Genomic DNA, 24,001 nt, shown 5'->3' with positions numbered 1-24,001 from the left:
CGAAAGGCGAAAAGTGGCGGGCAGGTCGAGCAGGACAGCCCACTCGGTCGCTGTTCTGATGGGCGGACCCTCGGCTGAACGCCAGGTGTCGCTGTCGTCGGGACGCGAATGCGCGGATGCGCTGCGGGTGGCGGGATATCAGGTGACGGAAATCGATCTGGGAACCGCGCGCGGGGACGAGATCGTCCGGCGTCTGGCCGATGCGTCCCCCGATGTCGTCTTCAACGCCCTGCACGGCCGGTGGGGAGAGGATGGCTGCGTCCAGGGCCTGCTGGACTGGCTTGACGTGCCCTATACCCATTCTGGCGTGCTGGCATCGGCCTTGGCGATGGACAAGACCCGCGCCAAGCAGGCGTTCCGCGCCGCTGGTCTTCCGGTCGTCGAGAGCGTGATCGCCGACGCGGCCGAGGTGCGCCTGCGCCACGTCATTCCGCCCCCCTATGTGGTCAAGCCCAACGATGAAGGGTCATCCGTCGGCGTCTATATCGTCCATGACGGCGCCAACCAGCCGCCCGCTTTGTCCGCCGAGATGCCCGACCGCGTGATGGTGGAAACCTATGCGCCCGGACGCGAGCTGACGACCACGGTGATGGGCGACCGTGCGCTGGACGTAACCGAGATCCTGACCAGCGGCTGGTACGATTACGCCGCGAAATATACCGTCGGCGGGTCGCGCCACGTGATCCCCGCGGACATCCCCGACGACATCCGCGCCGCCTGCCTGGAGATGGCAGTGCGCGCGCACAAGGCGCTTGGCTGCACCGGCCTGACGCGGACCGATTTCCGGTGGGACGAGGCGCGCGGCCTGGACGGGCTGATCATCCTGGAGCTTAATACCCAGCCCGGCATGACGCCGACCAGCCTGGCGCCCGAACAGGCGGCCCATGCCGGCATCGATTTTCCCGCGCTGATGCGCTGGATGGTGGAGGACGCGCTGTGCCGGTCGTGATCGATCACCGCCCCGGAAAGCAGATCACCCCGCCCGCCGCGCGGCAACGCCGCGACCCCGCGCCGTCGCGCCTGAAATATCGCCTTGAACGGATGTGGCTGACGCCGCTGTACCGCCGGGTGCTGCGCGTGGGCCTGCCTGCGTTCGCGATCGCGATGATCGCCGGGCTGTGGCTGTCGGACGAGGATCGCCGCGCCGCGCTGAGCGACAACGTCACAAGCGTCGTCACCAAGGTGCAAAGCCGCGACGAATTCCAGGTCCGCATCATGACGATCGAGGGCGCGACGCCCGTGGTCGACCGCGCGCTGCGGGCGATGCTGCCGGTGGACCTGCCGGCCTCCAGCTTCGACATCGATCTGGCGGCGCTGCGGCTGCAGGTGCTGCAGCTGGATGCGGTCGAATCCATCGACCTGCGCATCAAGCCCGGCGGCATCCTGTCGGCGGTGGTCAAGGAACGCGAACCCGCGATCCTGTGGCGCCACGCGCGCGGCATCGACATGCTGGACGCGGGCGGCCACCGCGTGGCCAGCCTGACCTCGCGCGAGGTCCGGTCCGACCTGCCGCTGATCACCGGAGAGGGCGCTGATCTGGCCACGACCGAGGCGATGGCCCTGTTCGATGCGGCAGGCCCCATCCTGCCGCGCGTGCGCGGGCTAGTGCGGCGCGGCGAACGGCGGTGGGACCTGGTCCTGGATCACGGCCAGCGCATCCTGCTGCCGGAAACCGGCGCGGTGATCGCGCTGGAGGCCGCCATCGCGATGGACCGGGCCGAGGACATGCTGGGCCGCGACATCGACATCGTCGATCTGCGCGACCCGACGCGCCCCGTGCTGCGGCTTGGGATCGATGCGCGCAACACGATACGCACGGCACGCGGCCTGCCGTTGCTGGGACCCGATGGCAGCGTGCTGCCCGATCAAGACACGACGGAGGGCTGAGGAATGGCGGATCTGTATCAGACGCAGCGCGCGATGCGAAACATTCGCCGGGCGGCCCTGCAACGGGGCGTGATCGGCATTCTGGACATCGGCACGTCCAAGATCGCCTGCCTGGTCCTGCGCATCGACGGCACCGGCACCTTCCGTGAGACGGACGGTGTGGGTCCGATGGCAGGGCAGGTGAATTTCCGCGTGATCGGCGCGGCCTCGACCCGGTCGCGCGGCATGCGCCGCGGCGAGATCGAGACGATGGCCGAGACCGAGCGCGCCATCCGCACCGTGGTCGCCGCCGCCCAGAAGGTCGCGGGCGTGCGGGTCGATCACGTCATCGCCTGCCTGTCGGGCGGGCGTCCGTCGTCCTATGGTCTGGCCGGAGAGATCGTGCTGGAATCCGGCAAGGTCGGCGAACATGACGTGGCATCCGTGCTGGCCGCCTGCGACGCGCCCGATTTCGGCCGTGGCCGCGAGGTGTTGCACGCGCAACCGGTGAATTTCGCGGTCGACAACCGCAGCAACCTGGCCGATCCGCGCGACCACCTGGGCAACAAGCTGTTCTGCGACATGCACGTGCTGACCGTCGACGGCGATTCCATCGGCAACCTGGTGCAGTGCATCCGCCGCTGTGATCTGGAACTGGCAGGGATTGCGTCGGCGCCCTATGCCTCGGCCCGCGCATCGCTGGTCGAGGACGAGCAGGAGCTGGGCGCGGCCTGCGTCGATTTCGGCGGCGGCGGCACCGGTGTGTCGATCTTCGTGAAAAAGCACATGATCTTTTCCGATCACGTGCCCATCGGTGGCAACCTGATCACCCAGGACATCGCCCAGGGCCTGCGCGTCAGCCTGCCCATGGCAGAGCGCCTGAAGACCCTGAACGGGGGTGTCGAGGCCACGGGCCGCGACGACCGCGACATGATCGAGGTCGGCGGGGAGACCGGGGACTGGGAGGCGGACCGCCGCCAGGTCAGCCGCGCCGACGTGATCGGCGTCATGCGCCCCCGCGTCGAGGAAATGCTGGAACATGTCCGCGAGGTGCTGGACGCCGCCGGATTCGACTGGATGCCCAGCCAGCAGATCGTGCTGACCGGCGGTGGCAGCCAGATCCCCGGCCTGGACGGGCTGGCGACGCGCATCCTGGGGCCCAACGTCCGCTGCGGTCGCCCGCTGCGCATCGACGGGTTGGCCCATCAGCTGACCGATCCCAGCTTTTCCAGCGCGGTCGGCCTAGCCCTGTTCGCCGCTCATCCACAGGATGAGTGGTGGGACTTTGAAATGCCTGCAGACCGCTATCCTGCCCGCAGTCTGCGGCGCGCCTATCGCTGGTTCAAGAACAACTGGTGATTGCACCACCTTGGTTCTGTGTCGTGGTAGGGGCGTTCCCACCACATTCGGGGGACATGGCAAGATGCCGCCTATTTCAAGGGAGGCACTGCCATATTTTGCGAAACCCCCGGCTTTTTCGGGTGACGGAACTGGTGCGAATTGTTACGGTAACCATCAAGAAATGGGATTCGAGCGGCACACCCGCCTCCCCAATGCAGCAGCGGTAACAGGCGGACACCATGAACCTCAATCTGATGATGAATGACGAAGAAGAGCTGAAGCCGCGCATCACCGTCTTCGGTGTCGGTGGCGCGGGTGGCAATGCCGTCAACAACATGATTCAGAAGCAGCTCGACGGGGTCGAGTTCGTGGTGGCCAACACCGACGCGCAGGCGCTGCAGCAGTCGCGTGCCACCTCGCGCATCCAGATCGGGCCCAAGGTCACCGAGGGTCTGGGCGCGGGCGCCAAGCCCACCATCGGCGCCAAGGCCGCCGAGGAGACGATCGAGGACATCGTCGATCACCTGATGGGCGCGCACATGTGCTTCATCACCGCCGGCATGGGCGGCGGCACCGGCACCGGCGCTGCCCCGATCATCGCCCAAGCCGCGCGCGAGATGGGGATCCTGACCGTCGGCGTCGTGACCAAGCCTTCCAGTTCGAGGGTACCAAGCGGATGCGCCAGGCCGAGGAGGGCGTTGAGGCCCTGCAGAAGGTCGTGGACACGCTGATCATCATTCCGAACCAGAACCTGTTCCGGCTGGCCAACGAAAAGACCACCTTCACCGACGCCTTCGCGCTGGCCGACGACGTGCTGTATCAGGGCGTCAAGGGCGTGACCGACCTGATGGTCAAGCCTGGCCTGATAAACCTGGACTTTGCCGACGTTCGGTCCGTCATGGACGAGATGGGCAAGGCCATGATGGGCACCGGCGAAGCCTCGGGCGAGAACCGCGCCCAGGAAGCCGCCGAGCGCGCCATCGCAAACCCGCTGCTGGACGAGATCAGCCTGAACGGCGCCCGCGGCGTGCTGATCAACATCACCGGCGGCTATGACATGACCCTGTTCGAGCTGGACGAGGCCGCCAACGTCATCCGCGACAAGGTCGACAGCGATGCCAACATCATCGTGGGTTCGACCCTGGACCCCGACATGGACGGCACGATCCGCGTGTCGGTCGTCGCGACCGGCATCGATGCCGCGGCCGCCGTGGCCGAGGTTCCCTCGCCCCGCCGTGGCATGGCAGCGCCGCTGACCCAGAACCCGCAGGTCGGCGCCGCCGCCGATGAGCAGCCGGCGATCCCGGCGCGCCGGGTTGCGCCCCCGATCTCCAGCGCCGCCGAGATGCCGCGTGCCGAGGCGCCGCGCCACGATCTGCGCGCCGAAGAGGACATGCCGCAGCCGGCCTATCAGCCCAAGGACAGCGCCCGTCAGAATGCCGTGCGGATTGACGACGACGCGTCGGCCTTTGTCGCGCCCCGTGCGCCGCAGTCGCCGCGTGCCGGTCAGCCCGCCCCCGAGGTGATGGACCGCCTGCGCCGCGCCGTGGACAACCACGGCCGAGCCCCGGCACAGGCTCAGCCGCAACAGCAGCCCGCTCAGGGCGCCAACAGCCGGATGAGCGGCCTTGGCCGGATGCTGGAGCGCATGGCAGGGCATGGCAACGATCAACCGGGCGCCGCAAAACCGGCCGCTTCGTCGATCGCGGAACGCGTGAACGAGCGTGTCGCGGTGCGCGCACGCCAGGACACGGACTTTGACGACCTGGCCAGCCCCGACACCAGCGGCAAGGACAATGTCGAGATCCCGGCCTTCCTGCGCCGTCAGGCCAATTGAGCCGGATCACGAAGCCGGCACATCCAAGGGTTGCAAGGGCCGCTGCAAAGCGGCCCTTTTCCATTGCAGGACAACCTGTTGGCGCAAAATGCGGGTGGGTTCGCAGGGCAGGGCGGGCGAATGTTTCACCCCGTTACAAAACGTTAATTGAATGCGTTCACTGCCGGACCTAGCTGGAATGACAGAAGGGGCAACCTCGCCCCGCGACGAATCCGAAGGCAGGCAGATCATGCAGGCGACGCTGAAAGACAAGGTGACATTCCAGGGCGTGGGGCTTCACTCCGGCGCGCCCGCGTGTCTGGTCATGCACCCTGCGCGTCCCGACCATGGCATCGTCTTCCGTCGCATCGACCTGACGCCTGCCGTCGACATTCCGGCGCTGTGGGACCACGTGACCCCGTCCAAGCTGTGCACGCTGCTGGACAACGGCCACGGCGTGACCCTGTCGACCGTCGAGCATGTCATGGCCGCGCTGGCCGGCACCGGCATCCACAATGCGCTGATCACCGTCGACGGGCCGGAGATTCCGATCCTTGACGGGTCGGCCGCGCCCTTCGTCGATGCGATCCTGGACACCGGCATTGCCCGTCAGACGGCGCCGCTGCGCGCGATCCGCGTCCTGCGCACGGTCGAGGTCCGCGAGGGTGATGCCTTTGCTCGCCTGTCGCCTGCCGATCATCTGGAGATCGATTTCGAGATCGACTTCACTGATGCCGCGATCGGGCATCAGGAAAAGTGCCTGGACATGGCCAACGGCGCATTCCTGCGCGAACTGGCCGACAGCCGCACCTTCTGCCGCGCCTCTGATGTCGAGGCGATGCGCCGGAACGGTCTGGCCTTGGGCGGGACCTATCTGAACGCGGTCGTGGTGGATGGCGGGCGTGTCCTGTCGCCGGGCGGTCTGCGCCACGCGGACGAGGCCGTGCGCCACAAGATGCTGGACGCCACCGGCGATCTGGCGCTGGCCGGCGCGCCGCTGCTGGCGCGTTACACGGGCCACCGTGCGGGCCACGCGATGACGAACCGCCTGCTGCGGGCGCTGTTCGCGGACCCCACCGCATGGATGTGGGAGCGTTGCACGCCCGAGCTTGAAGGTCGTCTGCCGGGTGCGGGTGTGGCCGACTATGCACGCCCCGACCTTGCCGCGGCCTTTGCCGCCGAGTGACGGCGCGCGACGCCGGGACCTTGGCCGAATTCAACGGATTGCCATTTTGCGCCCCCTGATGTTCTGTGCTAGAGGATCCCGGCAGCGCCGCCCGCATGCGGGCAGCGCATCGGCAAATCGTAGGGCAGGATAAAGATGGCGGGCTCGAAAATCTCGGCTTCGGTGGTGGCTGCGGTGCTGGCGGGCGTTGTCCTGACCGGCTGCGGCGGCAACCGAGACGCGGCACAACGGCAGAATCTGGACCGCTATACGGCCGAGGAAATCTACAAGCGCGGCGAGTTCGAGCTGGAGAACAGCGACAAGCCGGAAGATGCGGTGATCTATTTCAGCGAGATCGAACGGCTGTATCCCTATTCCGAATGGGCCAAACGCGCGCTGATCATGCAGGCCTATGGCAACCACAAGGCCGGCAACTATGAGGAGGCGCGCGGCGCCGCGCAGCGCTTTCTGGACACCTATCCGACGGATGAGGACGCCGCCTATGCGCAATATCTGCTGGCGCTGTCCTATTACGACCAGATCGACGACGTGGGCCGCGACCAGGGCCTGACCTTTCAGGCCCTGCAGGGCCTTCGCACGGTGATCGAACAGTATCCTGACAGCGAATATGCCCGCAGTTCGATCCTGAAGTTCGATCTTGCCTTCGACCATCTATCCGCCAAGGAGATGGAGATCGGGCGCTATTACCTGAAACAGGGTCATTACGCCGCCTCCGTGAACCGCTTCCGCGTCGTGGTTGAGGAATTCCAGACCACCACCCAGACCCCGGAGGCGCTGCTGCGTCTGGTCGAGGCCTATCTGGCGCTTGGCCTTCTGGACGAGGCGCAGACGGCGGGCGCGATCCTGGGCCACAACTTCCAGTCGTCGCCCTTCTATGACGACGCGTTCCGCCAGCTTCGTGGCCGCGGCCTGTCGGCCGAGGTGCAGGGCGACAGCTGGCTGACCAACGTCTATCGCCAGACGATCCAGGGACGCTGGCTGTAATGCACATCGCGCGCAGGGGCTGCGGCCCATGCTGAGATCGCTGGACATCCGCGACATGCTGCTGATCGACAGGCTGGACCTGTCGTTCGGCCCGGGCCTGAACGTGCTGACCGGGGAAACCGGGGCGGGCAAGTCGATCCTGCTGGATTGCCTTGGTTTTGTGCTGGGCTGGCGCAGCCGTGCAGAACTGGTCCGCCAGGGCGCCGCGCAGGGCGAGGTTCAGGCGGTGTTCGACCTGCCCGAGGCCCATCCGGCCCGCGCCCTGCTGGCCGAGGCCGGGATCACCATCGACGATGACGAACTGATCCTGCGCCGGGTGAACGCGCTGGACGGGCGCAAGACGGGCTGGGTCAACGACCGCCGCGTGTCGGGCGAAGTTCTGCGGCAACTGTCCGAGGTTCTGGTCGAACTGCATGGCCAGCATGACGACCGCGGACTGCTGAATCCGCGCGGTCACCGGACCCTGCTGGACGCGTTCGGCGCGATGGATCTGTCTGCGGTCCGCCAGACCTGGGCCGCCCGACGTGAGGCTGCCCGCGCTCTGGCCGAAGCCGAAGCCGCGCTGGCCGCCGCCCGCCAGGAGGAGGAGTTTCTGCGCCACGCCGTGGCCGAACTGGACAAGCTGTCCCCCGAACCCGGAGAGGAGCAGCGTCTGGACGTGGCCCGTCGCGCCATGCAGGGGGCCGAACGCATCCGCGACGACGTGGCGCGTGCCCTGCAGATGCTGGCCGGCGACGGTGCCGAAGGCGCGATGGTTGATGCCGCGCGCTGGCTGGAGGGCGCATCCGAGCAGGCCGACGGTCGCTTGGACGAGCCGCTGGCCGCGCTGTCCCGTGCGCTGATCGAGTTGGGGGAAGCCACGCGCGGGGTCGAGGACACGCTGGCTGCGCTGGATTTCGACCCCCATGCGCTGGAATCGACCGAGGAACGGCTGTTCGCGCTGCGGGCCTTGGCGCGCAAGCATGACATCCTGCCCGACGATCTGGCCGGGCTGGCGCAGCAGTTGCGCGACCGGCTGGAGCGTCTGGACGCCAGCGAGGCGCGGATGGGCGACCTGCGCCGCGCCGCGCGTGATGCCGAGACGGCCTATGACGCCGCCGCTGCCGCCCTGACCGCCGCGCGGACCGAGGCGGCGGGCCGGTTGGATCAGGCCGTGACGGCCGAACTGATCCCGCTCAAGATGGAACGCGCGGTGTTCCGCACCGTGGTGTCGCCTGCCGATCCCGGCCCCGAAGGGCGCGATACCGTGGCCTTTACCGTGGCGACCAACCCCGGCGCGCCGTCCGGCCCGCTGGACAAGATCGCATCGGGTGGAGAGCTGTCTCGGTTCCTGCTGGCGCTGAAGGTCTGTCTGGCGCGCGGCAACGATGCTTTGGTGATGATATTTGACGAGATCGATCGCGGTGTGGGCGGGGCCACGGCCGATGCGGTGGGGCGGCGGCTGCAGAACCTGGCCAATGGGGCACAGGTGCTGGTCATCACGCACTCACCCCAAGTGGCGGCCTTGGGCGCGGTTCATTTCCGGGTGTCCAAATCGGTGACGGACGGGATGACGACCTCGACTGTGACACCGTTGCCGGAACCGGAGCGGGTGGCCGAAATCGCGCGCATGCTGGCGGGCGACCGCGTCACCGACGCCGCGACCGAAGCCGCGCGCGCCCTGCTGGACGGTTAGTCCAGGATCCGCGGCGCGGGGCGCAACACGGACAGGATCCGCCCGTCCGCTGCATCTATCCGCACAAGATGGCCGCCGACGATGGCATATCCGTCGCCTTCCGGCGGTTCCGACAGACCATAGCGTCCCGGCATGCTGACATGATGAAGCTGGTCGTCCGGGACGCCCATTCCCACCGCGGGGACAGCAGGCGACATTCCGGCACATTCCGAACTGCAGTCAGGCAGTGCCTGCAAACCACGCGTCGGCGTGGTATTGGGGGCTGTGAGAGCGGCAAGGCCGAGCATCGTCCCGGCCGCCACGGCGGCAAGGGGGTGCAGCGGCGTCATCATATCCTCGGATCAGTTACATCGACCCAACCCGGGATGGACTGGCGGGTTCCGCTGCAATCCCGCATGGCTGGCATGACGGTGCCGAACTGCCACGTTCAGTCGGGCAGGGGGCGCAGAACCGACAGGATCTTGCCGCTGCCGACCTGGATGCGGACCAGGTGACCGGACACCACGGCATAGACGCTGCCCGGCAGTTCGGGACCAAGACCAACCTCGCCGGGATTGTCGATCGGCTGGATCTGCTCCGGCGCCGGCACCTCTCCGACGGGCGGGGGCTGCTGCGCGGTGACGCCCTGCGGAACCTGCGCGCAGGCGCCGATCAGCAGGGCGGTACAGAAACGTCGCAAGATCCGGTCCATGGTGGCTGCACCCCGTTGGCAGGTTCGCCACCGCATATCATCACGACAGGGGTTAACAACCCGTTCCGATCAGCCGTTCCGCGCGGTGAATCGCGGCAGCATGGCCGAAAAATCCTGTCCGCGCCCGTCTTCGCGGGTGACGAAGTCGTCGTAATGCTGATGCGCCAGCGCCCCCATCGGGGTCTGCGCACCCACCGATTCGGCCGCCTGCTGTGAAAGTCCCAGATCCTTGAGCATCAGTTCGGCGGCAAATCCCGGCTTGTAGCCGTTGTCCGCCGGGCTGACCGGACCCACGCCCGGCGCGGGGCAATAGGCGTTCATCGACCAGCTGTAGCCCGAACTGGTCGACACGACGTCGAACATCTTCTGGCGGTCCAGCCCCAGCTTGTCGGCCAGTGCAAAGGCCTCGCAGGTGGCGATCATGGTGACGCCCAGGATCATGTTGTTGCAGATCTTGGCCGCCTGTCCCGCACCGCTGTCGCCGCAATGGACGGCCTTCTGGCCCATCACCGCGAACAGCGGCTGGACGGTTGCGAAATCGGCATCGCTGCCGCCGACCATGAAGGTCAGCGTTCCGGCCTGTGCGCCCCCCGTTCCGCCAGACACCGGCGCGTCCAGCGCGCCAAGCCCCGCGGCATGCGCGACCTCTGCCACAGCCCGCGCGCTGTCCACGTCCACGGTCGAACAGTCGCACAGGACCGCGCCCTGACGCATGGCGGGGATGATCTGATCGGCCACGGCGCGCAGGATCTGCCCATTGGGCAGCATGGTGAAGACCACGTCGGCGCCCGCCGAAGCCTCGGCCGCGCTGGCGGCAGGGGTCACGCCCGCGGGCGCGGGGGCGGCGGTGTCGAAACCCACGACCTGATGGCCCGCGGCGGCAAGGTTGGCGGCCATGGGCGCGCCCATGTTGCCCAGTCCGATGAACCCGATCTTCATTCTGCATTCTCCCATTTCAGGTCGTCATCCCCAAGCGGGGCCAGCATCGCGCGCACCGTGTCCTCGGACGCGTCACGGCGCCAGACGGGCTTGCGATCCTTGTCGATGATCTGGGCGCGCACGCCCTCCAGGAAATCGCTTTCGGCGGTGGCGCGGGCGGTAAAGCGGTACTCGCGCGACAGCGACTGCTGCATGCGGTCGTCGCCGCGTGCGGCGCGCACCATCGCCAGCCCTGCCGCCATCGACAGCGGTGAATTGCGGCGCAGCGCGTTCAGCGATTCGGTGTCGCCCACCTGTTCCAGCCCGGCGATGATGTCGGGCACATGGCGACCGCCAAAGGCCGACAGGTCGCGCCGGTCCAGCGTGGCGGGCGGGGCAGGGTGGCCGCGCAGCGACCCGGCATCGCCGCTGTCCTGCAGCATGGCGATCCGATCAGGCCAGTCGGCCTCGGGGATGTAGAGGTCGGCAAAGCCCGCGTGGATCGCGTCGCCCGCCTCCATCCGTGCGCCTGTCAGGGCCAGGTATTCGCCGATCCGGCCCGGCGCACGGCCCAGCAGCCAGGTGCCGCCCACGTCCGGGATCAGGCCGATGCCGCTTTCGGGCATCGCGATGCGGGTCGTGTCGCCGCCGATCCGGTGGCTGGCATGTCCGCCCACCCCCACGCCGCCGCCCATTACGAAGCCCTGCATGAAGGCCACGATGGGCTTGGGGAAATCAGCGATGGCCGCGTTCATCCGGTATTCGTCGCGAAAGAAATCGCGGCCGACCCGGTGATCGCCCGCAAGCCCCGCGTGATAGACCGCCGCGATATCGCCGCCGGCGCAAAAGGCGCGGTCGCCTTCGGCATCGATGATGACCAGCGCGACCGCGGGATCGTCGCGCCATGCGTCCAGCGCATCATGGATGTCGCGGGCCATCGCGTGGGTCAGGGCGTTCAGCGCCTTGGGCCGGGTAAAGGTGATGCGCCCGGCACGCCCGGCGGTGCGGATGGTCAGGTCGTCCATGTCAGGCCCTTTCCGCCAGCAGGGCGCGGCTGATGATCAGGCGCATGATCTCGTTCGTGCCCTCCAGGATCTGGTGGACGCGCAGGTCGCGCACGATCTTTTCGATGCCATAATCGGCCAGATAGCCATAGCCGCCATGCAGCTGCAGGCACTGGTTGGCGACGTCAAAGGCGCGGTCGGTAACGTGCAGTTTCGCCATCGCGCAGAACTTGGTCGCATCGGGTGTGCCATGGTCCAGCTTCCACGCCGCCTGGCGCAGCAGGATGCGTGCGGATTGCAGGGCGGTCTCCATCTCGGCCAGGCGGAACTGCAGGGCCTGGAACTGGTCCAGCGATTTGCCGAAGGCCTTGCGGTCGCCCATATAGGCCAGCGTCCGGTCCAGTGCCGATTGCGCCCCGCCCAGGGCGGCGGCGGCGATGTTCAGGCGCCCGCCGTCCAGCCCCGCCATGGCATAGCTGAAGCCGCGGCCCTCCTCGCCCAGCAGGTTGGCGGCAGGCACGATACAGTCGTCGAACTGGACCTGGGTGGTGGGCTGGGACCGCCAGCCCATCTTGTCCTCCAGCCCGCCGAAGGACAGGCCGGGGGTGCCGTTTTCCACGATGACGGTGCTGATGCCCTTGGGGCCGTCTGCGCCGCTGCGCACCATCGCGACATAGACGTCGCTGTAGCCGCCGCCGCTGATGAAGGCCTTGGTCCCGTTCAGGCGCCAGCCCTGATCGTCGCGGTCGGCGCGGGTGCGCAGGGCGGCCGCGTCGGACCCTGACCCCGGTTCGGTCAGGCAATAGCTGAAGATCGTCTTCATCGCACACAGATCGGGCAGCCAGCGGTCGCGCGCCTCGTCACTGCCGAACTTGTCGATCATGCCGCCGCACATGTTGTGGATCGACAGGAAGGACGCGACCGAGGGGCAGGCCATCGACAGCGCCTCGAAGACCAACGTGCCGTCCAGGCGCGACAGGCCCGTGCCGCCGTGATCCTCGGAGACGAAGATGCCGCCCAGACCCAGGGCCGCCACGTCGGGCCAGAGGTCGCGCGGGATGGTGCCCTGACGCTCCCACTCCTGCGCATGGGGCGCGATGCGGTCGGCCCCGAAATCGCGGGCCATGTCGAAGATGGCCTGCTGTTCCTCGGTCAGTGCGAAATCCATCGGCAGCCCCTCCCCGGACCGGTCTGAATTGAACAGGTGTTTAATTGGCAGATGTTGCCACAGTGTTGCAAGCGCTCACAGGTCGCGGGTGTACTCCTGCGTCAGGTGGCGGGTGACGGCCTGCAGGGCGTGGGCGTCATCGGCCCCCGCATGGCGGGCGCGGGCGTGGACGGCGCGCTGCGTCTCGGCCGCGGTACCGTGGGCCACCATGTCTCGCAGGCGGGCGACGTGGGGCTGACAGTTCAGCGCGTCGGCATCCTGCGCGATCAGACCCAGCCAGTCGTCGGCGATCTGGTCGAACGGAATGATCCGCCCCGCGCCAAAGTCGATCAGCCCCTCGGTCGTGCCATAGCGCAGCGCGCGCCAGCGGTTCTCGGCCAGAAGGAAGGGCTCGTATTGCCGCCAGCGCTGATTGCTGCGCGACAGGCGCCACAGCATGCGCAGGGTGGTCTGGATCAGCGCAGCCAAGGTCAGTGCATCCTCGATCCGCGGGCAGGCGTCGCAGATGCGGGTCTCCAGCGTCGGATACTTGCTGCTGGGGCGCAGGTCCCACCAGATCTTGCTGCTATCCTCGATGATGCCCAGATCGGTCAGGGCCTGGACCGAGCGTTCGAATTCGTCCCAGCTGCCCATCTGCGGGGGCAGGCCGGTGCGGGGCATGTCGCCGAAGACCGTGGTGCGGTAGGAGGCAAGGCCCGAATCCTCACCCATCCAGAAGGGGCTGGAGGCGGACAGCGCCAGCAGATGCGGCAGGAAATAGGCCAGCTGGTTCATCAGGTCGATGCGCAGCGCGGGGTCTGGGATGCCCACATGGACATGCATGCCGCAGATCAGCATGCGGCGCGCCACGCCGCCCATGTCGCGCGACAGCTGGTTGTAGCGGTCCTTGTCGGTGTGGTCCTGATCGCGCCAGTCCGCGAAGGGGTGGCAGGAGGCCGAGATAGGGGCCAGCCCGTATTCGGCGGCGCGCCGGGCGACGGTGCCGCGCAGGTGGCGCAGATGGTCGCCCGCGGCGCGGATGTCGGGGCTGACCGGGGTGCCGATCTCGACCTGGCAGCGTAGGAATTCCGGGCTGACCTGGTCGCCCAGATCGGCCTGCAGCGCGTCCATCAGGGCATCGGGCGCGGCGGCCAGTTGCAGGGTTTCGGCATCGACGAGGAGGTATTCCTCCTCGATGCCCAGGGTGAAGTCGGGGTCGGTCGTCATGGGTCGGTCCTGGCTGCCACGACGCGCCGGGCTTGCGTCCCGCGACGTGCCGGGGGGCTGGCTGCCCCCCGGACCCCCCGCGGCGTTGCGTGCCGTTTCGGCGTCAGTCCATGGCCTTGAAGTTGAACTCTCCGCCTTCCTTGATCCCGGACGGCCAGCGCGCCGTCACGGTCTTGGTCCGCGTATAGAAGCGGAACGCATCCGGGCCGTGCTGGTTCAGGTCGCCGAAGCCCGATTTCTTCCAGCCGCCGAAGGTGTGATAGGCCAGCGGCACCGGGATCGGCACGTTGATGCCGATCATGCCGATGTTGATGCGGTTCGCGAAATCGCGCGCCGTGTCGCCGTCGCGGGTATAGATCGCGGTGCCGTTGCCGTATTCGTGGTCCATTGCCAGCTTGATCGCGTCTTCGTAGGTGGCGGCGCGGACGGTGGACAGGACCGGGCCGAAGATCTCGGTCTTGTAGATGTCCATGTCGGGGGTCACGCGGTCGAACAGGTGGGGGCCGACGAAGAAGCCGTCCTCGTAGCCCTGCAGGTTGAAGTCCCGGCTGTCCACGACCAGGTCCGCGCCCTGATCGACGCCGGTCTGGATCAGGCGCAGGATGTTCTCCTTGGCGGCCTTGGTCACGACCGGGCCGTAGTCGATATCGTTGCCGGCGGTCCAGGGACCGACCTTCAGCTTTTCGATCCGCGGGATCAGCTTTTCGATCAGCGCGTCGGCGGTCTTGTCGCCCACCGGCACCGCGACCGAGATCGCCATGCAGCGTTCGCCCGCGGCCCCGAAACCGGCACCGACCAGCGCGTCGGCGGCCTGATCCAGGTCGGCGTCGGGCATGATGATCATGTGGTTCTTGGCACCGCCGAAACACTGCGCACGCTTGCCGGTCGCAGCGGCGCGTTCATAGATGTACTGCGCGATGGGGGTCGAGCCGACAAAGCCCACGGCCTGAATGACCTCGCTGTCCAGGATCGCGTCGACCGCGTCCTTGTCGCCGTTCACCACCTGCAGCACGCCGTCGGGCAGCCCGGCCTCCTGCAGCAGCTTGGCCAGCATCAGCGGTACGGACGGGTCACGCTCGGACGGCTTCAGGATCATCGCGTTGCCCGCGGACAGGGCAGGGCCCATCTTCCACAGCGGGATCATGGCCGGAAAGTTGAAGGGCGTGATGCCCGCAACCACGCCCAGGGGCTGGCGCATGGAATACATGTCGATGCCGGGGCCGGCGCTGTCGGTGAACTCACCCTTGAGCAGATGCGGCGCGCCGATGCAGAACTCGATCACCTCCAGGCCGCGCTGGATGTCGCCCTTGGCGTCGGGGAAGGTCTTGCCGTGTTCGCTGGACAGCGCCTCGGCCAGCTTGTCCATGTCGCGGTTGATCAGGCCGACAAAGGCCATCATCACGCGGGCGCGGCGCTGCGGGTTGGTGGACCCCCATGCGACCTGGGCCTTGGCTGCGCGGGCGATAGCGTCGTCCATCTCGGCCTTGGTGATCAGCGACAGGCGGGCCTGAACCTCGCCCGTGGCGGGATTGTAGACGTCGGAAAACCGGCCCGAGGTGCCTTTGACTTCCTTGCCGTCGATCCAGTGATGTATCTCTTTCATCGCGTCCTCCTGCAACTGTTGGGCGCAGCCTAGTCTTGCGGAATTGCGGAAGAAAGGGGAATGCTGGCAAAAGGGTTTTGCGTTTTTGCAAAGGTGAGCCGATGGACTGGGACGATCTGCGCATCTTTCTGGCCGTCGCGCGGGCCGAGAGCCTGTCGGGCGCGGGTCGGCGTCTGGCAATGGACGCGTCCACCGTGGGCCGCCGGATCGCGCGGCTGGAGGCGTCGATCGGTGCCGCGCTGTTCCTGAAGACGCCGGGGGGTTATCAGCTGACCGCCGAAGGATCGCGGCTGATGGCCCCGGCCGAGGCCGCTGAACGCGCCGCCACCGCCGCGGCCGAGGCCGTGACCGGCGATGCGGGTCTGACCGGGCAGCTGCGCATCGGGGCGCCGGACGGATGCGCGAATTATCTGCTGCCGCAGGTGGCGCGCGACCTGTGTGCCGCCCATCCCGGGCTGGAGATCCAGATCGTGGCCCTGCCGCGCGTCGTGAACCTGACCCGGCGCGAGGCCGACATGGCCATTGCCGTGTCGCCCCCCGACACAGGTCGGCTGATGGTTCAGCGGCTGGTCGACTATCACCTGCATCTGGCGGGTCACGACGACTATCTGGCCCGGCACCCGCCGCTGACGACGCTGGATGATCTGCGGGGGCACCGGATGATCAGCTATATCCCCGACATGATCTTCGACCGTGAACTGGACTACCTGTCCGCAACCGGGGTCGAGGCGGCGCAGATCAGCAGCAATTCCGTCGCAGTTCAGATGCAGGCAGTGCGCGCCGGGGCGGGCTTGGGCATCGTGCATGATTTCGCCATTCCCTTTGCGCCCGGTGTCCGCCGCCTGCTGACCGACCGGATCTCGCTGAAGCGCAGCTTCTGGTTGATCCGCCACGCCGACGACCGTGCATCCCGCCGGCTGACGCTCTTGGCCGAGGCGGTGGCGCAGGGCATCCGGGCCGAGGTCGCCCGGCTGGAGGGGCAGCTTTCCGCAGCCCCCGATGGTCGCTCTTGACGCGGGCCGATTTGACGAAAATGATGAGGGGGAACAAGCCCAAGGGAGGCCCGTCATGCTGGTCAAGCAGTTGCTGTCGATGAAATCCGACAACGCCAAACCGTGGATCGATTCCGGCACGATCGTGACGATCATGCCCCACACCACCTTGGGCGAGGCTGCGACCCTTCTGGCTGAAAAGCGCATCGGCGCGGTGGTCGTGTCCACCGACGGGCGCCGTCCCGAAGGCATCCTGTCCGAACGCGACATCGTCCGCCAGCTGGGCAAGCACGGCACCGACGTTCTGTCCCAGCCCATCAGCGGCGTGATGACTACCCAGGTCCAGACCTGCACCACCGGAGAGGACGCGCTGACCATCCTGGAACGCATGACCCAGGGTCGGTTTCGGCACATGCCAGTGGTTGACGATCAGGGCAACATGCTGGGCGTGATCTCGATCGGGGATGCGGTCAGCGGGCGGCTCAAGGAGCTGGCGGCCGAGAAAGAGGCCCTGACCGGGATGATCATGGGCGCCTGACGCATCGTCGCAGCCCTTCACGATCTTGCAATCCGGGGTCAAATGCGCTTTGCCTTGGGGTCAGGACCATGACCCCAAGGACGCGACATCCATGCGCATCGGCCTTTATCCCGGCACCTTCGACCCGATCACGCTTGGACATATCGACATCATCCAGCGCGCGATGGCGCTGGTCGACCGTCTGGTGATCGGCGTGGCGATCAACCGTGACAAGGGTCCGCTGTTCGATCTGGAAGCCCGCGTGGCGATGGTCCAGGCCGAATGCGACGCCATCGTCGCCAAGACCGGCGGAGAGATCGTCGTCCACCCGTTCGAGAACCTGCTGATCGACTGCGCCCGCGACGTCGGCGCCAGCATCATCGTGCGCGGCCTGCGCGCCGTGGCCGATTTCGAATACGAATTCCAGATGGTCGGCATGAACCGCGCGCTGGACAGCAGCATCGAGACCGTCTTCATGATGGCCGATGCGCGCCGCCAGGCCATCGCGTCCAAGCTGGTCAAGGAGATCGCGCGTCTGGGCGGGGACGTCTCGAAATTTGTGACGCCCCCGGTCGCCGACGCGCTGCGGCAGCGCTATGGCTAACCGCGCCCGATGAAGGGCATGTTGGTCGCCATCAGCGTCATGAACTGAACATTCGCGCCTTGGGGCAGGGTGGCCATGTGCCACACGGCCTCGGCCACGGTGGCGACGTCGATCACCGGTTCGGCGTCGGGCTCACGGGCCGCAGCCTCACGCAGCAGCTGCGTCGCGGCGTTGCCCACGTCGATCTGGCCGCAGGCGATGTTCACCGCGCGCCCGTCCAGCGACAGGCTGCGGGTCAGGCCGGTCACGGCATGCTTGGACATCGTGTAGGCGACCGACCCCGCGCGCGGCGCATGGGCCGCAACCGATCCGTTGTTGATGATCCGTCCGCCCTGCGGCGACTGCGCCCGCATCGCGGCAAAGGCCGCGCGGGCACACAGGAACATGCCGGTCACGTTGGTGGCGATCACGTCGCGGAAATCGTCGGGCGACAGCCGGTCGGGATCGGCCAGCGGCGCCGCGCGACCGGCATTGTTGAACAGCACGTCCAGCCGCCCCCATGCCTGCAGGGCCTGCGCGAATGCCGCCTCGACCGCGGCGTCATCGGTGATGTCGCAGGGCAGGACCAGCGCGCCGTCATGACCCGCCGCGGTGTCGTGCAGCGCGTCGGGCCTGCGCCCGATCAGGCCGACCCGCCAGCCGCGGTCCAGGAACAAACGCGCGGTGGCCTGGCCGATGCCGCTGCCCGCGCCGGTGATCAGGATGCTGTCCATCGCCCTATTCCACCACCGTCTGCGTCTGCGTGCCCAGCCCGTCGATGCCAAGGCGCATGACCTGACCGCCGCGCAGATAGACCGGCGGCTTTTGCCCCATGCCCACGCCGGGCGGGGTGCCCGTGGTGATGATGTCGCCCGGCATCAGCGTCGCGAAGGTCGAGCAATAGGCGACCAGATGCGCCACGCCAAAGACCATCGTCGCGGTGCTGCCGTCCTGGCGCAGGGTCCCGTCGACCTCCAGCCACAGGCGCAGGGCCTGGGGGTCGGGGATTTCGTCGCGCGTGACCAGCCAGGGGCCGATAGGGCCAAAGCCGTCATATCCCTTGCCCTTGTCCCAGCTGCCGCCGCGGCGGATCTGCCAGTCGCGTTCACTGATGTCGTTGACCACGCAATAGCCCGCGACGTGATCCAGCGCCTGCGCCAAGGGGATGTCGCGGCCGCCATCGCCGATGACGATGCCCAGCTCGACCTCCCAATCGGTGGCCTGCGATCCCTTGGGCAGGTGCAGGTCGTCGTCGGGGCCGGTGATGCTGCTGGTCCACTTGGTGAACAGGACCGGCTCGGACGGGACATCCATCCCGGATTCGGCGGCGTGATCGGCATAGTTCAGTCCGATGCCGATGAACTTGCCCACGCCCGCGACGCAGGCGCCAAGGCGCAGGTCACGCTGCGGCGTGCCGTCCACCAACGGCAAGCTTTCGGGGTCCAGCGCCGCCAGCCGCGCAAGCCCCGCGCGGGTCAGGACGGCCCCGGCCAGATCATCGACATGCCCCGACAGATCGCGGACCCGGCCCGCATCGTCCAGCATCCCCGGCCGTTCGGACCCCGCCGCGCCATATCGTACAAGTTTCATCGTCGTCCTTCCCCCGGTGGTTCGGACGCATTGGACCCGCAGCGGGCGGGGATCGCAATGCCAAGCGTCACCGCCCAAACGAAAAAGGCCCGCGAAACGCGGGCCTTTCGGAACGGTAGGCAGGGGCCGATCACTCGGTCGGCGGGGCCAGCTTCTTGGTGCCGCCGTTGTTCAGCGGGTCTTCCTGGCGCTGGACCGAACCCTCGAAATGGGCGCCCGATTCGATGGCGATGGTCTTGTGGATGATATCGCCCTCGACCCGCGCGGTGGCGGTCAGTCGGACCTTGAGGCCTCGGACGCGGCCGATGACGCGGCCGTTGACGATGACGTCGTCGCCGACGATCTCGCCCTTGATGGTCGCGGATTCGCCGATGGTCAGCTGATGGGCGCGGATGTCGCCCTCGACCGTGCCTTCGATCTGGATGTCGCCCTGGGTCTTGATGTTGCCCGTCACCGTCAGGTCGGCCGACATGATCGAGGGGGCGACGCGCACGCGCGGTGCGGCGGTGGCCTGCGCCTCGGGGGTCGGGCTGCGCTCGGGCGCAACGGGGGCCGTCTGCGGCGCGGCGTCGGGGGTCGGGCGGTTCTCGGTCACGCGGGTCTTACTGAACATTGTCTGCTGCCTTGATGAAGCTCATCGGGTCCACGGCCCGACCGTTCATGCGCACCTCGTAGTGCAGGTGCGGCCCGGTCGAGCGTCCGGTATTCCCCATATCACCGATCCGGTCGCCTTGCGACACCCGATCGCCAACTTTTACATGGATGCGGTTCAGGTGGGCATAGCGTGTTTCGGTGCCCAGCTCGTGGCGGATCTTGATCAGGTTGCCATAGGCGCCCTGGCGGCCGGCGAATGTCACGACACCGTCGCCGGTCACGTGGATCGGCGTGCCGACGGGGCCGGCCATGTCGATGCCTTCGTGCATGCGGCCCCACCGACGGCCAAAGCCCGAAGTGTAGCGGAAGTTCTGCGTGACCGGCATGGCCAGCGGCAGCTTTTCGATCGCGATGCGATAGGTGTTCATCTGGTCCAGGGTCACGATGATCTGGCGTGCCTTGACCTCGGTATCGGTCAGCGCGGCGTTGCCGCGGGTCGAATAGGACATCGGCGTCAGCGGTCCGCCCTGGCCGGAATAGCCGCTGCGGATGGTGCGCAGAACCTCGGCGGGGTTCATGCCGACATTGCGGAAGACCTCGTCCAGGGGGGCCACGGACACGGTCACCGCGTCCTCCAGCTGGGTCAGGATCTCGTCGTTGCGGGCCAGGATCTGGTCACGCTCGACGGTCAGTTCCTGGGCGGTCAGCTTGGCGGCCTGCGCCTCCTCGACGGCCTCGCTCCGCTGATCGGCAGAGCTGCGCAGCTCGCCGGACAGGATGTCCAGCGCGACCGAGAATTCCTCGGTCCGGTCGGGGGCGGGGATCGCGCCGGTATCAGCGGCGGCCACGGCGGTGTCGCGGTCGGCCAGCGTGTCGCGCAGCGTCGATTGGACGGCGGCCAGGCCGGTCTCCATCTCGCGGCGGCTTTCCTCGGACGACAGCAGTTGCGACTGCATCTGCGAAACCTGGTCCAGCGCCACGGCAAAGCGCGACTGCGCGGCCAGCGCCTCGGCTGCGCGGGCGTCGCGTTCGGCCTGCAGCTCTGCCAGGCGCTCCTCGAAGGCGGCCTGGCTGCGCTGGATCTGGTCGCGGGTGTTGCCCGAGCTGACAGCGTCGATGACCAGGAAGGAGCTGGCGACCAGGGTCCAGCCAAAGACCAGCGTGATGCCGCTGATGCCGACCATCTGGGTCACGGGGCGCAGGCGGACAAAGCGTGTCGTATCATCCGAGCGGAGGAAAAGCCGTTGCTCCGGGAGCCACTTTTCCAGCGACGCGTTCAGTCGATCCATCACCGTCATTGTCAGATACTGTCCCTCGAAGGCACGCCGTTTTCAGCAGTTCGGCGGGTTGTTCCGTTCGGTCACGGGTAAACAGCAGCTGTGCCATCTTGGCAACAAGACCCTACGGTTTGGTTCCCCCCATTGGCGGAACCCTGCCTTGGTCGGCGGGGATCCGCCAATTCTGCAACCGGAGGGCGAGAAAGCTAGGCGATTTCATAGGGCAGGGGACCGTCACGATCCTGCGGGATGCGCAGGGGCCGGTCGATCGGCGGCACCGATCGCTGGTGACAGTCGGGCCGCGGGCAGATTCGGCATGAAATGCCGATGGGCTGATAGGCCCGCGGCTTGGTCAGATCCAGCCCGTCTGCATAGACAAGCCCCGCCGCATGCGTCACCTCTACCCCAAGGCCGATGGCAAAACGGCGGACCGGCGCGTTGAAGGCCCCGGCATGTTTCGAGACGTCGCGCGACAGCAGCAGATAGCGGACCCCGTCCGGCGTCTCGGCCAACTGGCGCAGGAAGCGGCCGGGTTGCTCGAACGCCTGATGGACGTTCCACAGCGGGCAGGCGCCGCCAAAGCGGGCAAATTGCAGGCGGGTGGCGGAATGCCGCTTGGTGATCGTCCCGGCCTGATCGACGCGCACGAAAAAGAACGGCACCCCCTTGGCGCCCGGCCGCTGCAGCGTCGACAGACGATGCGCCACCTGTTCCAGCGACGCATTGAACAGGTGCGACAGCCGTTCCAGATCGTGCCGTTCGGCTTGGGCTGCGGCCATGAAGGCGCGATAGGGCATCAGGGCGGCACCGGCGAAGTAATTGGCCATGCCAAGCCGGGCGATCTGGCGGGCCGTGGGGCTGCGGAACCGCGCCAAGTCCAGCGTCGCCTCCAGCAGGTCGGACTGGCGCTCCAGCGCGACAAGGTGCAGCAGCTGGAACAGGCGGGTCGGAGCCTCGGCCGCGGCATTGACCAGCAGGCGGTCGCCGTCGCGGCGAAAGACCGCGTTCGCGGGCAATTCGGTCAGCTGGACGCGGATGCCCTTGGCGGCCAGAGCCGCGACGGCCATCGCCCACGGGTCGCCGCGCCGCCCGTCGGGACAGGCAAAGCGTTCGGCGGCACGGTCGACGGCGTCGATGTAGTTGTCGCAATAGTGGAAAAAGTCACGAACTTCCTCCCATGGGGTCGACAGACTGTTCTGGCTGGCGGCACCGATCGCCTCGTCCAGGGCGGCCAGTCGTTCCTGTCCTTCGCGATGGGCGCGGTACAGGTCCAGAAAGGCGCGGGCCAGCACCGGAGCGTTGGTCGCGGCCAGCCGCAGGTCCGCCAAAGGGGGGGCTGCGTCGAACAGCGGGTCGGCCAAAGCCTCCTGCATGTCGATGACCATGCGTTCGGCATCGCCCGCGGCCAGGGTGGTCAGATCGACGCCGAATTCCTGCGCCAGGCGCAGCAGCACGCCTGCGCTGATGGGGCGGTGGTTGTTCTCCATCTGGGACAGATAGGGCAGGGACACGCCCAGCTTTTCGGCAAAACGGCGTTGGGTCAGGGTGGCGCGGGCGCGTGTCTCGCGCAGCGCGCTGCCGGCATAGATCTTTTGCGTGGCCATGGCCGTCCCCCGGAGTTTGCAAATCCGGTTCTATCGGTTGCAAAGGCCGTCCGGCAAGGGGCTCAGCCCTGCAGGGCCAGCTGTCTTTCGCGGCGCAGCACCCGGGTGATCGCCAACAGCCCGCCAAGCGCGGAGGCGCACATGATCGCCAGCAGCGGCGTGGCACCGCTGCCCGGTTGCAGCAGCGCGCCCGCCAGCGCCGACAGGGCCGCGCCCCCGGCCACGGCCAGCGCACCGCCCAGACCCGATGCGGTGCCGGCCAATTCGGGACGCACGCTCATCATCCCGGCATTCGCGTTGGGCAGCACCATGCCGTTGCCAAGGCCCATCAGCGCGATGGCGCCGAAGAAGACCAGCGGATGCACGAATCCCATCAGGTCGATCAGCAGGGCTGCCGACAGCGCGACGAGGCAGGTGATCGCGCCGATCAGGATCATCCGGTTCAGGCCCATCACCGGGGAAAACCGCGCCGACAGGAAATTGCCCAGCAGGTAGCCGATCGAGGGTGCGGCGAACCAGTACCCCACTTGCTTGGGCGTCAGGCCGAAGACCTGTTCGCCCACGAAGGGCGCGCCGCCCAGATAGGCGAAGAACGCCCCTGACGACAGCGTGGCGGCAAGGCAGTAGCCCCAGAAGCGGTGCGATCGTGCCAGGATCGGATAGTTGACCATCTGGGCACGCAGGCTCATCCCGCCGCCGCGGACGGTTTCGCCCATATCGCGATAGGCCAGGGCCAGAACGGCGATGCCCAGAATGCCCATGACCGCGAAGTTCGCCTGCCATCCGAAAAGTTCGTCCAGAATGCCGCCAAAGACGGGGGCCATCATCGGTACGACGGCCATGCCCATCGTGACATAGCCCAGCATCGATGCTGCGCGGTCGCCGTCATACAGGTCGCGGATCACGGCGCGGGGGACCAGCATGCAGACGGTGATGACCGATTGCGCCAGCCGGAAGATGAGGAAGGTGGTCGCGGTCGTCGCCAGCAGCGTGCCGATGGTCGCCAGCAGGAAGCCCACCAGCCCCCAGATGACCACGGGCCTGCGCCCGAAACGGTCGCTGAGCGGGCCGCCCAGCAGCTGCAGGACCGCGCTGGCGCCGATATAGGCCGAGACCGACAGCTGCATCACGCCGTAATCGACGTCGAAATCGCGCGCCATGCCGGGAAGCGAGGGAAGGAACACGTTCATCGACAGCGCCGACACCCCGGACAGGGCGACGAGGGTCAGAAGATGAGGGGGCGTGCGCATGGTCGGACCTTTCGAGGAGCGGACTGCACGATCTGCAAACCGTCCGCGCGAAATCCATAGCGCGGCTGCGGGGGGATGCGCCAGATGGATTGCGTCCCGCGACGCAGGCCGGGGGGCCAGCCCCCCGGACCCCCCG

The 24,001-nt window shown here is 67.6% G+C and carries 22 protein-coding genes and 1 pseudogene; 10 read left to right on the top strand and 13 right to left on the bottom strand.

Annotated features, from left to right (window positions below; genetic code table 11):
* The first annotated feature begins 13 nt into the window (after positions 1-13).
* The 7 genes and pseudogenes from TY51_RS14305 to recN all read left to right on the top strand — a co-directional run bounded on the left by TY51_RS14305 (position 14) and on the right by recN (position 8,868).
* On the top strand, positions 14-949 hold the full coding sequence (locus tag TY51_RS14305) for a D-alanine--D-alanine ligase (RefSeq protein ID WP_081995068.1): 936 nt from the start codon (positions 14-16) through the stop codon (positions 947-949).
* Complete coding sequence (locus tag TY51_RS14300) at positions 937-1,887, top strand: cell division protein FtsQ/DivIB (protein WP_042250587.1); 951 nt, start codon at positions 937-939, stop codon at positions 1,885-1,887. The genes TY51_RS14305 and TY51_RS14300 overlap by 13 nt, the downstream gene beginning before the upstream one ends.
* Before the next feature lie 3 nt (positions 1,888-1,890).
* Complete coding sequence (ftsA, locus tag TY51_RS14295) at positions 1,891-3,225, top strand: cell division protein FtsA (protein ID WP_042250586.1); 1,335 nt, start codon at positions 1,891-1,893, stop codon at positions 3,223-3,225.
* Between the two features lie 221 nt (positions 3,226-3,446).
* Positions 3,447-5,044 (top strand): annotated as a pseudogene (gene ftsZ / locus TY51_RS14290) (cell division protein FtsZ).
* A 229-nt stretch (positions 5,045-5,273) separates the two neighbouring features.
* Positions 5,274-6,209: a UDP-3-O-acyl-N-acetylglucosamine deacetylase gene (gene lpxC / locus TY51_RS14285; RefSeq protein ID WP_042250599.1), complete on the top strand. Its 936-nt coding sequence runs from the start codon at positions 5,274-5,276 to the stop codon at positions 6,207-6,209.
* A 135-nt stretch (positions 6,210-6,344) separates the two neighbouring features.
* The gene (locus TY51_RS14280) at positions 6,345-7,193 is read left to right on the top strand and encodes an outer membrane protein assembly factor BamD (protein ID WP_042250584.1); all 849 of its coding nucleotides are present in this window, start codon (positions 6,345-6,347) and stop codon (positions 7,191-7,193) included.
* 28 nt (positions 7,194-7,221) lie between these two features.
* Complete coding sequence (gene recN, locus TY51_RS14275; RefSeq protein WP_042250582.1) at positions 7,222-8,868, top strand: DNA repair protein RecN; 1,647 nt, start codon at positions 7,222-7,224, stop codon at positions 8,866-8,868.
* Here the strand turns inward: recN and TY51_RS21200 are convergent.
* The 7 genes from TY51_RS21200 to TY51_RS14245 all read right to left on the bottom strand — a co-directional run bounded on the left by TY51_RS21200 (position 8,865) and on the right by TY51_RS14245 (position 15,458).
* Positions 8,865-9,200, bottom strand: coding sequence for an RcnB family protein (locus tag TY51_RS21200; RefSeq protein WP_081995066.1), 336 nt, complete (start codon positions 9,198-9,200; stop codon positions 8,865-8,867). The two genes, recN and TY51_RS21200, sit on opposite strands and share 4 nt — an antisense overlap.
* 95 nt (positions 9,201-9,295) lie before the next feature.
* Complete coding sequence (locus TY51_RS14270; RefSeq protein ID WP_156118040.1) at positions 9,296-9,547, bottom strand: hypothetical protein; 252 nt, start codon at positions 9,545-9,547, stop codon at positions 9,296-9,298.
* Positions 9,548-9,628: 81 nt separating this feature from the next.
* A complete protein-coding gene (mmsB, locus tag TY51_RS14265; RefSeq protein WP_042250578.1) occupies positions 9,629-10,498 on the bottom strand; it encodes a 3-hydroxyisobutyrate dehydrogenase in 870 nt (289 codons plus the stop codon).
* Complete coding sequence (locus TY51_RS14260) at positions 10,495-11,502, bottom strand: enoyl-CoA hydratase/isomerase family protein (protein ID WP_042250576.1); 1,008 nt, start codon at positions 11,500-11,502, stop codon at positions 10,495-10,497. The genes mmsB and TY51_RS14260 overlap by 4 nt, the downstream gene beginning before the upstream one ends.
* A 1-nt stretch (position 11,503) precedes the next feature.
* The gene (locus tag TY51_RS14255; RefSeq protein ID WP_042250574.1) at positions 11,504-12,649 is read right to left on the bottom strand and encodes an acyl-CoA dehydrogenase family protein; all 1,146 of its coding nucleotides are present in this window, start codon (positions 12,647-12,649) and stop codon (positions 11,504-11,506) included.
* A 75-nt stretch (positions 12,650-12,724) separates the two neighbouring features.
* A complete protein-coding gene (locus TY51_RS14250) occupies positions 12,725-13,855 on the bottom strand; it encodes a carboxylate-amine ligase (protein WP_042250572.1) in 1,131 nt (376 codons plus the stop codon).
* 103 nt (positions 13,856-13,958) lie between these two features.
* Entirely contained in the window at positions 13,959-15,458 is a 1,500-nt protein-coding gene (locus TY51_RS14245; protein WP_042250569.1) for a CoA-acylating methylmalonate-semialdehyde dehydrogenase, read from the bottom strand.
* 101 nt (positions 15,459-15,559) lie between these two features.
* Here TY51_RS14245 and TY51_RS14240 point away from each other — a divergent pair, with 101 nt between their 5' ends.
* The 3 genes from TY51_RS14240 (at position 15,560) to coaD (ending at position 17,571) form a co-directional block, all read left to right on the top strand.
* On the top strand, positions 15,560-16,471 hold the full coding sequence (locus tag TY51_RS14240) for a LysR family transcriptional regulator (RefSeq protein WP_042250565.1): 912 nt from the start codon (positions 15,560-15,562) through the stop codon (positions 16,469-16,471).
* 55 nt (positions 16,472-16,526) lie between these two features.
* Entirely contained in the window at positions 16,527-16,988 is a 462-nt protein-coding gene (locus TY51_RS14235) for a CBS domain-containing protein (RefSeq protein WP_042250563.1), read from the top strand.
* 91 nt (positions 16,989-17,079) lie between these two features.
* A complete protein-coding gene (coaD, locus tag TY51_RS14230) occupies positions 17,080-17,571 on the top strand; it encodes a pantetheine-phosphate adenylyltransferase (protein ID WP_042250561.1) in 492 nt (163 codons plus the stop codon).
* Here coaD and TY51_RS14225 read toward each other — a convergent pair.
* The 6 genes from TY51_RS14225 to TY51_RS14200 all read right to left on the bottom strand — a co-directional run bounded on the left by TY51_RS14225 (position 17,568) and on the right by TY51_RS14200 (position 23,865).
* Positions 17,568-18,284 (bottom strand): SDR family oxidoreductase, encoded by a 717-nt coding sequence (locus TY51_RS14225; RefSeq protein ID WP_042250559.1) that lies wholly within the window; start codon positions 18,282-18,284, stop codon positions 17,568-17,570. The two genes, coaD and TY51_RS14225, sit on opposite strands and share 4 nt — an antisense overlap.
* A 4-nt stretch (positions 18,285-18,288) precedes the next feature.
* Positions 18,289-19,140 (bottom strand): fumarylacetoacetate hydrolase family protein, encoded by an 852-nt coding sequence (locus TY51_RS14220; protein WP_042250557.1) that lies wholly within the window; start codon positions 19,138-19,140, stop codon positions 18,289-18,291.
* Positions 19,141-19,270: 130 nt separating this feature from the next.
* Positions 19,271-19,753 (bottom strand): polymer-forming cytoskeletal protein, encoded by a 483-nt coding sequence (locus tag TY51_RS14215; RefSeq protein ID WP_042250556.1) that lies wholly within the window; start codon positions 19,751-19,753, stop codon positions 19,271-19,273.
* Positions 19,743-21,023: a M23 family metallopeptidase gene (locus tag TY51_RS14210; RefSeq protein ID WP_042250554.1), complete on the bottom strand. Its 1,281-nt coding sequence runs from the start codon at positions 21,021-21,023 to the stop codon at positions 19,743-19,745. The genes TY51_RS14215 and TY51_RS14210 overlap by 11 nt, the downstream gene beginning before the upstream one ends.
* A 194-nt stretch (positions 21,024-21,217) precedes the next feature.
* Entirely contained in the window at positions 21,218-22,615 is a 1,398-nt protein-coding gene (locus TY51_RS14205) for a short-chain fatty acyl-CoA regulator family protein (RefSeq protein WP_042250553.1), read from the bottom strand.
* Between the two features lie 62 nt (positions 22,616-22,677).
* Positions 22,678-23,865 (bottom strand): multidrug effflux MFS transporter, encoded by a 1,188-nt coding sequence (locus TY51_RS14200; protein ID WP_042250552.1) that lies wholly within the window; start codon positions 23,863-23,865, stop codon positions 22,678-22,680.
* Positions 23,866-24,001: the final 136 nt, after the last annotated feature.

The organism is Paracoccus sp. PAMC 22219 (genome assembly GCF_000787695.1).
Taxonomy (GTDB): Bacteria; Pseudomonadota; Alphaproteobacteria; order Rhodobacterales; family Rhodobacteraceae; genus Paracoccus.
The sequence above is the reverse complement of the archived record's forward strand: the minus strand, read 5'-3'. Positions and strand labels throughout refer to the sequence as shown.

Bases quoted from the DNA above. Each gene is read 5' to 3' on its own strand.
- TY51_RS14200 (WP_042250552.1), bottom strand. From the start codon at position 23,865: ATGCGCACGCCCCCTCATCTTCTGACCCTCGTCGCCCTGTCCGGGGTG.
- ftsA (WP_042250586.1), top strand. From the start codon at position 1,891: ATGGCGGATCTGTATCAGACGCAGCGCGCGATGCGAAACATTCGCCGG.
- TY51_RS21200 (WP_081995066.1), bottom strand. From the start codon at position 9,200: ATGATGACGCCGCTGCACCCCCTTGCCGCCGTGGCGGCCGGGACGATG.
- TY51_RS14205 (WP_042250553.1), bottom strand. From the start codon at position 22,615: ATGGCCACGCAAAAGATCTATGCCGGCAGCGCGCTGCGCGAGACACGC.
- coaD (WP_042250561.1), top strand. From the start codon at position 17,080: ATGCGCATCGGCCTTTATCCCGGCACCTTCGACCCGATCACGCTTGGA.
- recN (WP_042250582.1), top strand. From the start codon at position 7,222: ATGCTGAGATCGCTGGACATCCGCGACATGCTGCTGATCGACAGGCTG.
- TY51_RS14250 (WP_042250572.1), bottom strand. From the start codon at position 13,855: ATGACGACCGACCCCGACTTCACCCTGGGCATCGAGGAGGAATACCTC.
- TY51_RS14235 (WP_042250563.1), top strand. From the start codon at position 16,527: ATGCTGGTCAAGCAGTTGCTGTCGATGAAATCCGACAACGCCAAACCG.
- TY51_RS14280 (WP_042250584.1), top strand. From the start codon at position 6,345: ATGGCGGGCTCGAAAATCTCGGCTTCGGTGGTGGCTGCGGTGCTGGCG.
- TY51_RS14215 (WP_042250556.1), bottom strand. From the start codon at position 19,753: ATGTTCAGTAAGACCCGCGTGACCGAGAACCGCCCGACCCCCGACGCC.
- TY51_RS14220 (WP_042250557.1), bottom strand. From the start codon at position 19,140: ATGAAACTTGTACGATATGGCGCGGCGGGGTCCGAACGGCCGGGGATG.
- TY51_RS14245 (WP_042250569.1), bottom strand. From the start codon at position 15,458: ATGAAAGAGATACATCACTGGATCGACGGCAAGGAAGTCAAAGGCACC.
- TY51_RS14210 (WP_042250554.1), bottom strand. From the start codon at position 21,023: ATGGATCGACTGAACGCGTCGCTGGAAAAGTGGCTCCCGGAGCAACGG.
- TY51_RS14225 (WP_042250559.1), bottom strand. From the start codon at position 18,284: ATGGACAGCATCCTGATCACCGGCGCGGGCAGCGGCATCGGCCAGGCC.
- lpxC (WP_042250599.1), top strand. From the start codon at position 5,274: ATGCAGGCGACGCTGAAAGACAAGGTGACATTCCAGGGCGTGGGGCTT.
- mmsB (WP_042250578.1), bottom strand. From the start codon at position 10,498: ATGAAGATCGGGTTCATCGGACTGGGCAACATGGGCGCGCCCATGGCC.
- TY51_RS14255 (WP_042250574.1), bottom strand. From the start codon at position 12,649: ATGGATTTCGCACTGACCGAGGAACAGCAGGCCATCTTCGACATGGCC.
- TY51_RS14240 (WP_042250565.1), top strand. From the start codon at position 15,560: ATGGACTGGGACGATCTGCGCATCTTTCTGGCCGTCGCGCGGGCCGAG.
- TY51_RS14260 (WP_042250576.1), bottom strand. From the start codon at position 11,502: ATGGACGACCTGACCATCCGCACCGCCGGGCGTGCCGGGCGCATCACC.